General features: G+C 54.6%; 13 protein-coding genes. 5 read left to right on the top strand and 8 right to left on the bottom strand.

The features are described from left to right. Nucleotides 1-25: 25 nt before the first annotated feature. Genes thiL through hisG form a run of 4 tightly spaced genes read right to left on the bottom strand, consistent with a single transcriptional unit; the run spans nucleotide 26 to nucleotide 3344 of the window. Nucleotides 26-943 (bottom strand): thiamine-phosphate kinase, encoded by a 918-nt coding sequence (thiL, locus tag ACKVOS_RS01755; RefSeq protein ID WP_409210305.1) that lies wholly within the window; start codon nucleotides 941-943, stop codon nucleotides 26-28. A gap of 22 nt (nucleotides 944-965) precedes the next feature. Beyond that, the gene (nusB, locus tag ACKVOS_RS01750) at nucleotides 966-1415 is read right to left on the bottom strand and encodes a transcription antitermination factor NusB (protein ID WP_409210304.1); all 450 of its coding nucleotides are present in this window, start codon (nucleotides 1413-1415) and stop codon (nucleotides 966-968) included. Further along, complete coding sequence (gene hisD / locus ACKVOS_RS01745) at nucleotides 1412-2701, bottom strand: histidinol dehydrogenase (protein WP_409210303.1); 1290 nt, start codon at nucleotides 2699-2701, stop codon at nucleotides 1412-1414. The genes nusB and hisD overlap by 4 nt, the downstream gene beginning before the upstream one ends. After that, nucleotides 2688-3344 (bottom strand): ATP phosphoribosyltransferase, encoded by a 657-nt coding sequence (gene hisG, locus ACKVOS_RS01740; RefSeq protein ID WP_409210302.1) that lies wholly within the window; start codon nucleotides 3342-3344, stop codon nucleotides 2688-2690. Before hisG ends, hisD begins: the two co-directional genes overlap by 14 nt. 39 nt (nucleotides 3345-3383) lie before the next feature. Between hisG and ACKVOS_RS01735 the strand changes: the two genes are divergently transcribed. Then, entirely contained in the window at nucleotides 3384-4463 is a 1080-nt protein-coding gene (locus ACKVOS_RS01735) for a DUF2332 domain-containing protein (RefSeq protein WP_409210301.1), read from the top strand. A 9-nt stretch (nucleotides 4464-4472) separates the two neighbouring features. Here the strand turns inward: ACKVOS_RS01735 and ACKVOS_RS01730 are convergent, their stop codons facing one another. From ACKVOS_RS01730 to ACKVOS_RS01715, 4 genes are all read right to left on the bottom strand, one after another. Next, nucleotides 4473-5387, bottom strand: a complete 915-nt coding sequence (locus tag ACKVOS_RS01730; protein WP_409210300.1) for an alpha/beta fold hydrolase — start codon at nucleotides 5385-5387, stop codon at nucleotides 4473-4475. 93 nt (nucleotides 5388-5480) lie between these two features. Continuing rightward, nucleotides 5481-6359, bottom strand: a complete 879-nt coding sequence (locus tag ACKVOS_RS01725) for a pirin family protein (RefSeq protein WP_409210299.1) — start codon at nucleotides 6357-6359, stop codon at nucleotides 5481-5483. 49 nt (nucleotides 6360-6408) lie between these two features. Continuing rightward, nucleotides 6409-7245: a helix-turn-helix domain-containing protein gene (locus tag ACKVOS_RS01720; RefSeq protein ID WP_409210298.1), complete on the bottom strand. Its 837-nt coding sequence runs from the start codon at nucleotides 7243-7245 to the stop codon at nucleotides 6409-6411. 149 nt (nucleotides 7246-7394) lie between these two features. Further along, a complete protein-coding gene (locus tag ACKVOS_RS01715) occupies nucleotides 7395-7670 on the bottom strand; it encodes a BolA family protein (RefSeq protein ID WP_409210297.1) in 276 nt (91 codons plus the stop codon). 43 nt (nucleotides 7671-7713) lie between these two features. Here ACKVOS_RS01715 and ACKVOS_RS01710 point away from each other — a divergent pair, with 43 nt between their 5' ends. Genes ACKVOS_RS01710 through cobT form a run of 4 tightly spaced genes read left to right on the top strand, consistent with a single transcriptional unit; the run spans nucleotide 7714 to nucleotide 12324 of the window. After that, nucleotides 7714-8310 (top strand): DnaJ domain-containing protein, encoded by a 597-nt coding sequence (locus ACKVOS_RS01710; RefSeq protein ID WP_409210296.1) that lies wholly within the window; start codon nucleotides 7714-7716, stop codon nucleotides 8308-8310. Between the two features lie 11 nt (nucleotides 8311-8321). Beyond that, complete coding sequence (gene cobS / locus ACKVOS_RS01705) at nucleotides 8322-9314, top strand: cobaltochelatase subunit CobS (RefSeq protein ID WP_409210295.1); 993 nt, start codon at nucleotides 8322-8324, stop codon at nucleotides 9312-9314. Further along, entirely contained in the window at nucleotides 9311-10510 is a 1200-nt protein-coding gene (locus ACKVOS_RS01700) for an alpha/beta hydrolase (protein ID WP_409210294.1), read from the top strand. Before cobS ends, ACKVOS_RS01700 begins: the two co-directional genes overlap by 4 nt. Further along, nucleotides 10510-12324, top strand: coding sequence for a cobaltochelatase subunit CobT (gene cobT / locus ACKVOS_RS01695; protein ID WP_409210293.1), 1815 nt, complete (start codon nucleotides 10510-10512; stop codon nucleotides 12322-12324). Before ACKVOS_RS01700 ends, cobT begins: the two co-directional genes overlap by 1 nt. Nucleotides 12325-12346 lie beyond the last annotated feature (22 nt).

The raw sequence follows: 12346 nt of genomic DNA, 5'->3' as shown, positions 1-12346 counted from the left end.
AAGTGACCTATTCCAGCCGATTAGGTCACTGATGCTGATAGCCAAGTGTCGCCGGTAAGGGCAATTGCCGATCACCGTCGTATAAAAGCAACCCTGACCCTTGGATTACCTGCCCGATCAAAGTTGAGGTTACCGGCAGTTGGATTTCCGGCGCTGCGGCAAACAAAAGCTGGTAATCATCGCCCCAACTTGCCGCCTGCATCCGGCTTTCCAGTGCATCGCCGCGATAGCTGATATAAGCATCGGACAAGGGGATTTGCGAAACATCGATGGCGATGCCAACCTTGCTTGCGCGCGCCAATCGTTCTGAATCCAGCAATAAACCGTCCGAAACATCCATCATGGCATGGACAAGAGGGGCCAGTAACTGGCCTTCATGAAGTCGTGGTTCGGGGCGATTATAGGCATCCGCCAAAATCCTCACCTCATCAAATCCAGCCTCGATCAGTTCAAAGCCAGCTAGCGCGTCGCCCAGGGTCCCTGTCACATAAACCAGATCACCTATGTGCGCGCCTGTGCGCGCAGGGACCGGCGCAAATGTTGCCAAGCCAATCGCCGTAAGCCCCAGGGAGCGCTTATCCCCTCTGTTAGCCACGGTGTCACCGCCGAGCAAGGGCACGTCGAAACGACCCAAAACTTCGTTCAACCCTTCTGCAAATTTCCGGTCCCAAGTATCTTCGCCAAGCATAAAGCCCAGCAATACCCCCAATGGCCGCGCACCTTTTGCGGCAAGATCCGACAAATTGGATGCGACAAGCTTCCATGCAACATCCGCAGGATCAGCATTGGAAAGCCAATGTACGCCTTCGGCCATCATATCGTGGGTAAGAATAAGGCTTTCGCCTCCGATATTCAAAACCGCGCAATCATCTGACAAATCTCGGGCTGCAGGATCGGATGCTATTGCGCGCATAAGGCCGATGAAACCGGATTCCGTTGTCATGGCTGCACGCCCCCAAAATATTTTATACGCGCATATCTTTTGCAACCGCGTCCAGCAATCCATTCACGAACTTTGCGTCTTTCTTGTCAAAAAAAGCGTGGGCGACGTCCATATACTCATCAATGACCGCGCCAGTCGGAATATCCGCGCGTGCAATCAATTCATATGTGCCACAGCGCAAGATCTGGAGCATAGTTTTGTCAAGCCGCGACATTTTCCACATCTCGTCCAGTCTACCTTCGATCAGCGCGTCAATCTCGGCCCGGCGGGCATTCACCCCAGCAACGACATCATCGAAAAAATCAACCTCGGCTTCGGCATATTGGGCATCTTCAATTTCGGCACCAAGACGGTGGGAATGAAATTCATCAAGAAGTCGCGCCAGCCCGACCTTCTCCATGTCCATCTGATACAATGCCTGCACAGCCGCCAGACGTGCGGCCGAGCGAGCTTTGGAGTTACGGGATTTCATAATCTTTTCCTGACACTTGCCGCATGAGCGGGTAAACCTTCGGCATCGGCCAATATCGCGGCCGCCGGTCCGATAGTTTTGATGGAGCGCTCGTCCAGAGCAATAAAACTCGTGCGTTTCATAAAATCAAGCACCGATAAGCCGGAAGAAAAGCGCGCTCGGCGTCCGGTCGGAAGCACATGGTTTGGCCCCGCCACATAATCGCCAATCGCCTCGGGAGTCATGCGGCCGAGAAAAACCGACCCGGCGTGGCGGACCATGTCAAACAAGGATTCCGCGCGGACATCGTCCACGGCCAATTCCAGATGCTCCGCCGCCAGCCGGTTCACAAGCGGCATTGCCTCTTCAAGACTTTTGACAACCACGATCGCGCCATTGTCGGTCCAGCTTTGCCCGGCAACGGTGCCGGTTGCCAATCCAGCAATCTGCGCTTCGACGGCCAGGGCGACCTTATCGGCAAAAGCGGCATTGTCCGTAAACAGGATTGACTGGCTGGTCGGGTCATGTTCGGCCTGACTCAACAAGTCAGCTGCAATCCAATCGGGTTTATTCTGCGCATCTGCAACCACGACTATTTCCGATGGGCCCGCCACCATGTCTATTCCGACCACACCATAAAGTTGCCGCTTGGCTTCGGCCACCCAAGCATTACCAGGGCCGGTAATCACATCGACAGCTTGAATACGGTCTGTACCAAAAGCCAATGCGGCAATCGCCTGTGCCCCGCCAACGCGCCAGATTTCGTCAACGCCCGCCAGATGTGCGGCAGCCATTACCGTCTGATTTATTTCACCACCCGGCGTCGGCGTTACCATGACCAACCGACCCACTCCTGCCACCTTTGCCGGTATGGCATTCATCAATACGGACGAGGGATAAGCCGCTCTGCCGCCGGGAACATAGACCCCTGCGGCATCAACAGCCGTCCAACGCGCGCCCAGACGGACGCCCGACTTGTCGGTATAATCCCGGTTTTTCGGAAGTTGCGCTTTGTGGTAAGCGTGGATGCGCTTTGCTGCGAGTTTAAGGGCATCACGCAAATCGGGCGTGAGTCCATCATAGGCGGCTTTGCATGCCGACGCTTCGACCTGCCAGCCTTCTGTATTCAGGTCAAACCCATCAAATCTTTGGGTCAATTCAACCAACGTGACATCGCCGCGCGCACGAACGCTACGTATCGTCTGCTCGACAATGCTCGACACATCGGCATCGGTCTCACGCCGGTCACTTACCAACGCATCAAAGGCCTCATCAAAGCCCTTTGCCGAGTCATCAAGCCGCCGCACGTGCGCCTGACAATAATCGAAAGCGCTCGACCAACGCGGGTAAAGTGCCGTTCAACATTTTATACGCGGCGCGATTGACAATCAGTCGCGCCGACACCTGGGAAATCACTTCGGTTTCAACCAGTCCATTTTCCGCCAGAGTTTTACCCGACGATACCAAATCAACAATGCGCCCTGATAGGCCCAACATCGGTGCAAGTTCCATGGCACCGTTCAATTTCACGCACTCGGTCTGAATTCCACGGGCATGATAATAACGGCTTGTTGTCGCAGGATATTTGGTGGCAACACGGATATGTCCACCATTCGCATTATCTGCGGCACCCGAAGGCATAGCCACGGAAATACGGCAGCGTCCGATCCCTAAATCCACAGGTGCATAGAGTTCGGAATAGTCAAACTCGTCGATAACATCCGAACCGACAATACCGATATGCGCCGCACCATGCGCCACAAAGGTCGCCACATCAAAAGCACGCACCCGAATGATATTCAAGGCCGGGTTGTTTGTGGCGAACAGAAGAGCGCGGCTGCTGTCGTCAAAAAAGGAAGATTCAGGCTCGATACCAGCGCTTTTCATAAGCGGCAGCGCTTCGTCCAAAATCCGCCCCTTGGGGATTGCAAAGATAATTTGTTCAGTCACAATGGCCGCGCTTTAGGGGCCACAGGCAGAAAGGGCAATATGTCAGACACATTCGGTATCGGTGTAATGGAAGACCACCGGGTTGCCGAAGGCATCCGGGTACAGGCAGAACATTGCCGTCGCAATGGCGCACCTGTTACGGCCCGCATTGTCGAGGCGCAGCTTGCGCTGATGCAAGGAAATACACAGTGCGGTCAGCGTATCGCCCATTGGCCGGGCCTACCGTTAGAAGATGCCATGCCGCTGAGACTTGCCGGTGGGTTCCACCATCTCTTACTGACTGGCACGGATTCCCGTCTTTTGCCGGTTTATCGCGGTGACATAGAAGCACAGACCGAGGTCGACGCCATTGTTGAGGCGGTAACCACCGAACATGATGCACGCCTGTTGCCCTGGCTGGACGGGCCACCCCAAACGAACGAGGCCGGCCGCTCTGCCAGTTTTATGGCGGGGTTACTTTGGCTGTCCGGCCGCATCGGGCCGCGCTTCGAACTCAACGAAATTGGGGCAAGCGCGGGTATCAATACGATGATGGAACGATATTGGTATGATCTTGGCGGAGTCAAAGTCGGGCCGGAAGGGTCGCCGATGCGAATCACGCCGGAATGGCGCGGCCCCACTCCCCCTGCTAATAAGGTGGAAATTGTTGGTATATCGGGATGCGATCAGTCCCCTGTTGATCTTGCAGAACATGACGCCGCGCTGCGTGTTAAAAGCTATGTCTGGCCAGAAAATACCGGCCGGTTGGATCGTATGGATGCGGCAATCATGCTTGCGTCGCAACAGCGACCGGAAGTGGCAAAGGCCGACGCGCTTGACTGGGTAGTTAGCCGATTGGCTGCGCCTCAAGACGCAGGAGTTGTCCGGGTCTTCAATCACAGCATTGTGTGGCAATACATCCCTGCCCAACGGCGCGACGCAATAACTGAAGCGATTGAAATGCAAGGTAGGAAAGCCACAGCCGAGAGGCCGTTAGCCTGGATGATACTCGAAACCAATCGTGAGACGTTCAAGCATGAATTGCAAGTTCGATACTGGCCAGGGCCCGATGAATGGCATTTGCTTGCCGAAGCGCAAGCGCACGGCGCTTGGGTGGAATGGCTGGAAAATGGGAATTAGGGTGGGAACCTAAGCCAAAAACCGTTCCATCGCCGCGTTCACAGCTTCGGGCTTTTCCCAGATTACAAAATGTCCGCAATCGTGCACTGGCTCGATAACCACCGACGGAACAAGCTTTTCGATACCATCAATATTGCTTGCAGGCAGAGCCAGGTCATCCATCGCCCAAACAACCAGCGTTGGGATTGCAAGTTGCGGAAATTCTCCCGCGGCAAAGGCTGGAATCTCGGCTACTTCGTCCATGTCGGGGACATATAAAGCAGACGCCCGATACCAGTTGAGCATTCCGAAACAGGCATCGCGATCTTCCCAATCGGTAAGCAATGCTGCGCGTTCTTCTGGTTCCATCGCGCTTGGTTTGTCCCACTTTATTGTTTCAAGCAACAATCCGGTGAGCCCTTTTTCCCGAACCAATGCATCATTAGCCGGGTCGCGAAAGGCACGGATATACTGGCTGGATGCGCGTTGGTTCATATCTTTAATCAGCAAGCGTTGAAAAAGATAGGGGTGCGGCGCATTTGCGATAATTGCGCGCGACACGCGTCCGGACCATGCGGGATTGAATGCTCCAGGCTGCCCGTTCAGCGCAACACTCCACGCAATTGCGCCGCCCCAATCATGCCCGGCGACAACAAAATTCTGCACATCCAATGCGTCGGCAAGTGCAAAGATATCAGCTGTCAGCTTGTCTGCTGTATATGCCTCAATCTCTTGCGGCTTTGACGTCCCGCGATAACCACGCTGATCCGGCGCAATACAGTAAAATTTGTCTGCAAATGCAGCTATCTGATGCCGCCAGGTGCGATGCGATTCGGGGAAGCCGTGCAGGAATATAATGGCCGGATTGGTTGGATTACCGGCGGTATAGGCATCCATGTCTATGCCGGTCGAGAGCGACACACGGCGGTGGAAGAGTTCGGTCATTAGGGTTCTAACCTTATGGAAGCGATGAGAAATCTACATCGTAATTTCTCCTGAAACAGAAATTAGTCCATTTTGATTGTAAAAAATCGGCAATCAAGCGCTTCGGGTAAGCGGGACTTCGGGAATTGGAATAGATTCCGTGTCGTCGCCGGGAACGAGTGGGAATGCTCCTGCCTTCCAATCTGCCTTGGCTTGATTGATCCGGTCGCGCGACGAAGATACAAAATTCCACCAGACGTGGCGCGGTGTGACAAATGCTTCGCCGCCCAGCAGCATAACACGACAATCGCTTTCGGCACGCAGGGTCATCGCTTGCCCTGGCTTCAAAACGTAAAGGCTGTGCCGTTCAAGAACGTCGCCATCAAGAGTCGCAGATCCAAGGGCAACCAATATCGCCCGTTCATCGGCATCGGGATCGATAGGGATCGTCGCGCCCTTGTTCATCAATATATCGGCATAAATCGTTTCGCTGTGCTGGGTGGTGGGCGCCGTTACGCCCCAGAGCGAACCCATAATGACGCGCGCCGAGACATCTCCGGTTTCAATCAAGGGGAGGTCGTCTTTTGCTACATGTTCGAAGGCTGGATCCATTTCCTCTTTGCCATCGGGTAAGGCGAGCCAAGTCTGCATCCCCGATATGGGCGATCCGGCGGCGCGTTCATCGGCGGGCGTCCGTTCACTATGGACGATGCCCCTGCCCGCAGTCATCAAGTTAAGTGCGCCAGGCCGAATGGTCGCAAACGTCCCCAAGCTGTCCCGATGATCTATTGCGCCTTCAAACAGATAGGTGACAGTGGCCAGATTGATATGGGGATGCGGTCGAACATCCATTCCTGTACCTATATCAAAATGGGCCGGACCAAATTGGTCGACAAAGATAAAGGGACCGACCATGGTTCGTGCTTTGCTGGGCAATGTACGGCGAACTTCAAAAGCGCCAAGGTCATGGGTCGTGGGTGTTATGATCTGCATAACGGATGAATGCTGCCACCGCCTATAATTTGTCAAGCGGGGAACATCGTCAATCTTCAAATCGGCTTTCTTCGCGCAACTTTAATCCTGCTGTTTGCAGAGGCGTAATTGCACTTGCAAAAACCTTTGGCGTCATGCCGGTGTAGCGCCGAAATTCCCTGTTCATATGCGATTGATCATAATATCGAAGCGCACCCAGTTCGCCTTCGCTCGGGCTGCTGAAACCACGCATGGCCGTTGCGGAATCTAGAAAACGGCTTCGGCGCAAAATGGCCTTGGGGGTAAGGCCAAATGCGGCGAGACAGCGGCGTTCCAATTGTCGGACAGAAAGACCGACCTGTGACGCCGCTTCTTCGATCCGGATCGTGCTGTCTGTTCGGGCAATGATTTCGAAACGCGCCATTTGCGTATCGGCATCACATGGTTGGAATAAAGCGAGCCGTTTACGAATAGCATTTTCCATCGCTTGCAGTTGCCCTGCATCGTCCTTCGCTTCTGCTACATCTTCAAACATCTTATCTGCCAACTGGCCCCAAAGCAGCTGCAACGGCAACATTTTGTCCGCGACCATGTGATGCGGTTCGGAAAAAAGCACGTGCCATCCACTTGGGCGGATCGCAAAACCGGTGACCGCAAATCCGCCTTTTACACGCACCTTGAACGGCTTGCTATTCGCGCCAAAAAATACGGTTTTACCCGCAGTACCCCATTCGCCTGGTCCTGTTTCTCCAGCCCAGTCGCCGCGCAACAGACATCGAACAAAAGCGGTTTCCGCCAGCAAAAAATCTTCGACAACCATAGCATCGGGTAAAGGCGCTTCGAACACATAAAATCGTCGGACAAAAGGGGCCAAATCAGCCGATGGCCGATAGGTGCGCGACAGCATCACTTCCCCCCATTTCTCCGGATGCGACCCAAGCAGAAGGAGCTATGACCCCATGCCCGCTTTTCCAGATATCCGACCCTAGTATAGGAAAGCTTTGTCAGGCAAGGTTTTTCCCGAAGCGCCGCATGGACTGGCACTTGAACGCCGATTTATTCGTCGGGAGCGGTTACCTTTATCGCGAGCGCATGAACCCGGTCACCAGGAATATTGCCAAGCGCCTTATTCACCATGCGCTGCCGCATCACCCGGTTTACCCCTGCAAATACTACGCTTTCTATTTCAACCGTAAAATGCGACTCCCCCGACCCATCATCGCCGCTGTGGCCATGATGTTTTGCACTGTCGTTGATTACAGCAAGACGTGACGGCGCAAACGCCGCCGTCAGCAGGGCTTCCATTTCAAGTTGGGCTGGACCTTTTTTCATTTGAGACCCTTCCCATATGTCATGTTTTTCGCCAAGGAAAATCATGGCTTCCGACCGACCTAATGACAGATTCCATGGCCGTGTGCGCGGGTCACGGCGCGTCTGCGCTTATCCTGGATGCAGGGAAACAGGCGAATTCCGGGCACCTGATCCGCTTGGACAAGCCGCATCACCCAATGGCCCCGGTGACTATCAATTTCTATGCCTCGACCATGTGCGCGAATTCAATGCCGGATATAACTGGTTCGATGGCATGACGATGGAAGAAATCATGGCCGCGCAAAGTCCGCTGAATGTCTGGCCATCCGAAACGCGCGCATTTGGCGCCAATGGCGGCGTCGATTCGCCGCCCAAGTGGGCAGACTTCAAAGACCCACTCGATGCCATATCCGCCCGGTTTCGGGACCGGATGCCTAAGGAACGTTCAGACGGCCAAATATTAACGCAGCAAGACCGCGCCGCGCTAAAGACGCTAGGGCTTGCAGTGGATGCCGATCGCCGCGCATTACGGACTGCCTATTCCGTAAAGGTGCGGGCATATCACCCTGACAAAAATGGTGGTAACCGGTCTTATGAAAAGTCTTTGCAAGACGTAATTGCGGCCTATACGCACCTTAAATCATCTCCTGCATTTATCTGAAGAGACTTGGCATGACAGACATTCCCAATATCCAACCCGACAGTCACGACACGACCATTCTTGCCGCGCCCGACAAGACCGTAAGCGTGCGTGAATTGTTCGGGATAGACGTGGATATGGAATGCCCCGCCTTTTCCATCGCAGATGAACGGGTGCCTGATACCGACGGCAGCTATGTCTTCGATCCGGACACAACTTTGGCGATATTGGCCGGTTTCGCGCATAATCGTCGTGTGATGGTTCAAGGTTATCACGGCACAGGCAAATCGACGCATATTGAACAGGTGGCGGCCCGCCTGAAATGGCCTTGCATCCGCATAAACCTTGACGCGCATATAAGCCGTATCGACTTGATCGGCCGCGACGCCATCGTTCTTCGTGACGGTCAGCAGGTCACTGAATTTCGCGAAGGTTTGCTGCCTTGGGCCTTGCAAACACCAACAGCTCTTGTGTTTGATGAATATGACGCGGGTCGCCCCGACGTCATGTTTGTCATTCAGCGTGTTTTGGAAACCGAAGGCAAGTTAACGCTTCTGGACCAGAATCGCGTAATCCGTCCCAATCCCTTTTTCCGCCTGTTTGCCACGGCCAACACCGTTGGTCTTGGCGATACCAGTGGTCTTTACCATGGTACACAAGCCATCAACCAGGGCCAGATGGACCGTTGGAACATCGTTGTCGGCCTCAACTATTTACCATCCGAAGTGGAAAGCGAAATCGTGCTGGCCAAGGCATCAGGCACCGACGCAACAAGCGTTGCCAATATGGTCAAGGTTGCCGACCTCACCCGTCAGGGCTTTATCAACGGCGATATCTCCACAGTTATGAGCCCGCGCACTGTCATCACATGGGCGCAAAATACGGCCATATTCAAAGATGTGGGCTTTGCATTCCGGCTGTCTTTCCTGAATAAATGCGATGAAGCGGAACGTGCGCTTGTGGCTGAATATTACCAGCGCGTCTTTGGCAAGGATTTGCCCGAAAGTGTTGTAGGCAAGGCATGATCCGCTTTGCCATTTTGGCATTTTCGATTCTGACACTCGGCGGCTGCGGAGTTGCGGTAGAATATGGCGATATTCCGCATCTCCAACTTTCAGAAAACGACCGCTGCAACCCATCCCAAACTCTTGCGGATGATGTTGACGGAAAATATTATTTTGCAGTTACAAGCCGGCTGCCAAACTGCCTTGGGTCGGAGGTACTTCTCACCAATCATCGCACGGATCGGGTTCGTTTCGCCCGGTTTTCGGCGCCTTCCACGATAAAGATTGTCAAAGGTCAAAAACAGCCGATGGCACCTATCGCTTTCCAGCCCGAGGCAGATTGGTGGGACAGTCTGCGCGATGCTGCAAATTTACGTAAAGGCCGCGTGCTGCTCTATGTACATGGTTATCGCGAAACTTTCCCTTCAACAGCAAAAGACACCGTCCAGATCGCGAATTTAACGCAATTTGACGGACCTATCGTCCAATATAGCTGGCCATCACAGGGCAATTTGTTGAGTTATGCGGTCGATGAGACCAATATGTATTGGGATGAACGCAATTTTCGAAATTTCCTGACCAAATTGGCGCGGCAGGAATGGGTGAAAGAGATCGTGATCGTTTCCCATTCGCTGGGCGCCCGTCTGGTAATTCCTGCTGTCGAATATGTCGACCGAACATCAACAAATTCTGATTCCAGTAATATTTCGAATATTATACTGGCATCACCTGATATGGATCGTGAAGACTTTGAACGCGACATTGCGGAAGAAGTTTTAGCCGCGAGACGGGTAAACAATGACCGGCGCATTACCGTATATGCGTCACTCAACGACAAAGCATTGGCGGTGTCGCGCGCTTTACATGGCTACCCCCGTCTCGGCTCACCCTTTTGCTTCAACCCGTTTGAAGCCAATGAGCTAATCGCCAAGGGCCTGCCGGCACGGTGCTTTGCCACAAAAACCAAATATGAAACGCAACCCAGCAAAACCGGTTTCACCATAATCGACACGACGGACGTGACGAGCGGAGGCAGCGGTCATAGCGATTATTTACGCAGTCTAGCTGTTTGCCGGGATTTTGCGGTTACCGTAAACGGCGCGCGCGAAAATAGCGATCGTCTTCCAACGCATGACGCGCATGTATTCAAGCTGCAAACTCATGGGAAAGTTGCCAAGGATCAGGTGGCGGCTGTGTGCAAATGGGCGGATGAATAATGGCGAACGAATCCCCTCTGGAACAATTTAAGCAGGTTTTGACGGGTACCGCCCGGGCATTAGCGCATGAACCGGAGGTCGAACTTGCTTTCACCGCCGATGCGCCAACGCAAGTTGGCAAAAACTTCAAAGTTCCAATGCCCGGCCGTCTACTCCCGCCCGATCAGGTGGCCGAGGCCCGTGGCTTTGCCGATAGTTTTGCGCTTAGGTTAAAACACCATAATCCGGCTCGCCACGCAGCTTTGCGTCCATCCGAGGCGATTGCCGGGGCGGCTTTCGATGCCGTGGAGAACGCCCGCGTTGAGGCGCTCGGATCGCGGAATATGGCCGGCATCGCCGCCAATCTTGGTCGGGCACTTGATCTTAAATTACGCACCGACCCGATCAGCCGCGCGCAATCAGCGGACGAAGTCCCGATTTCAACGGCGCTATCACTCATCGTGCGGGAGCGGCTGACCGGTGCCGCCATACCCGACAGCGCTGCGGCGGGTGTCGACATGCTTCGTGGCTGGATCGAAGAAAAGGCGGGCGGCGATCTTGATGCCCTCAGCATCGCACTCGACGACCAAACCGCCTTCGCCGCACTGACACAAAGCATGCTGGAGCATCTCAATCTCACCGAAGGCGACATCGACCCGTCCGATGCCGACGACGGCGGCGATGATTCCGATGACCAGCAGGAGCAAGACGGGGAAAGCGAAGACGATGGCGAAGGGGAAGCCGGCCAATCCGAAGCCCGCGCGCAACCCCAGGACGGCGAAGGCGAAGAGACCGAAGCCGACTATGACGGCGAAGACATGGACGACCAGGACAGCGCCGACGGTGAAATGGGCGACGACGGCATGCAGCCCGTCACCCCGCAGCGGCGCAATTGGGACCATTTGCCGCAGAGCGACTATAAAATCTGGTCGACAAAATTTGACGAGACGATCACCGCAACCGAACTGGCCGACGAAGAGGAACTAAACCGCCTTCGCGCCTATCTCGATCAGCAATTGTCGAACCTGCAGTCGGTGGTTACGAAGCTTGCGAACCGCTTACAACGCCGCTTGATGGCGCAGCAGAACCGCAGTTGGGATTTTGATCAGGAAGAAGGCATGCTGGACGCAGCGCGGTTGGCGCGGGTCGTTGTTTCACCGGGCAGTTCGCTCTCCTACAAGATCGAACGCGAAACCGATTTCCGCGACACGGTGGTGACCTTGTTGATCGATAACAGCGGATCGATGCGCGGGCGTCCGATCAGCATTGCCGCAATCAGCGCCGACATATTGGCCCGGACGCTGGAACGCTGCGGCGTGAAGACCGAGATATTGGGCTTCACAACCCGCGCGTGGAAAGGCGGACAGGCCCGCGAAGACTGGCTCGCCTCGGGCCGTTCACCCATGCCTGGCCGCCTTAACGACCTGCGCCATATCATCTACAAAAAGGCCGATGAGCCGTGGCGCCATGCCAAGCGGAACCTAGGCCTTATGATGCGCGAAGGACTGTTGAAGGAAAATATCGACGGCGAAGCCCTGCTCTGGGCCCACAACCGCCTGATCGCTCGCGCCGAAGACCGCCGCATCTTGATGGTCATATCCGACGGCGCGCCGGTCGACGACAGCACCTTGTCCGTTAACCACGGCGGTTATCTCGAACAGCATCTGCGCAAGGTCATCGAAATGATCGAGACACGGTCCCCCGTTCAACTGGTCGCCATAGGCATCGGACACGACGTGACGCGCTATTACAAGCGCGCGGTTACCATCATGGATGCAGAGCAATTGGGCGGTACAATGATCGAGCAATTGGCGGGATTGTTTGACGAGGAGTGAATTTGACAGATCATATAAAGTA

It is taken from the genome of Sphingorhabdus sp., from assembly GCF_046154385.1.
In the GTDB taxonomy this organism is placed as follows: domain Bacteria; phylum Pseudomonadota; class Alphaproteobacteria; order Sphingomonadales; family Sphingomonadaceae; genus Sphingorhabdus_B.
This window is presented reverse-complemented; position numbering and strand designations above follow the sequence as displayed.

Coding starts and splice junctions, on each gene's coding strand:
- thiL (WP_409210305.1), bottom strand. CDS start 943: ATGACAACGGAATCCGGTTTCATCGGCCTTATGCGCGCAATAGCATCC.
- nusB (WP_409210304.1), bottom strand. CDS start 1,415: ATGAAATCCCGTAACTCCAAAGCTCGCTCGGCCGCACGTCTGGCGGCT.
- ACKVOS_RS01735 (WP_409210301.1), top strand. CDS start 3,384: ATGTCAGACACATTCGGTATCGGTGTAATGGAAGACCACCGGGTTGCC.
- ACKVOS_RS01730 (WP_409210300.1), bottom strand. CDS start 5,387: ATGACCGAACTCTTCCACCGCCGTGTGTCGCTCTCGACCGGCATAGAC.
- ACKVOS_RS01725 (WP_409210299.1), bottom strand. CDS start 6,359: ATGCAGATCATAACACCCACGACCCATGACCTTGGCGCTTTTGAAGTT.
- ACKVOS_RS01720 (WP_409210298.1), bottom strand. CDS start 7,245: ATGCTGTCGCGCACCTATCGGCCATCGGCTGATTTGGCCCCTTTTGTC.
- ACKVOS_RS01715 (WP_409210297.1), bottom strand. CDS start 7,670: ATGAAAAAAGGTCCAGCCCAACTTGAAATGGAAGCCCTGCTGACGGCG.
- ACKVOS_RS01710 (WP_409210296.1), top strand. CDS start 7,714: ATGGCTTCCGACCGACCTAATGACAGATTCCATGGCCGTGTGCGCGGG.
- cobS (WP_409210295.1), top strand. CDS start 8,322: ATGACAGACATTCCCAATATCCAACCCGACAGTCACGACACGACCATT.
- ACKVOS_RS01700 (WP_409210294.1), top strand. CDS start 9,311: ATGATCCGCTTTGCCATTTTGGCATTTTCGATTCTGACACTCGGCGGC.
- cobT (WP_409210293.1), top strand. CDS start 10,510: ATGGCGAACGAATCCCCTCTGGAACAATTTAAGCAGGTTTTGACGGGT.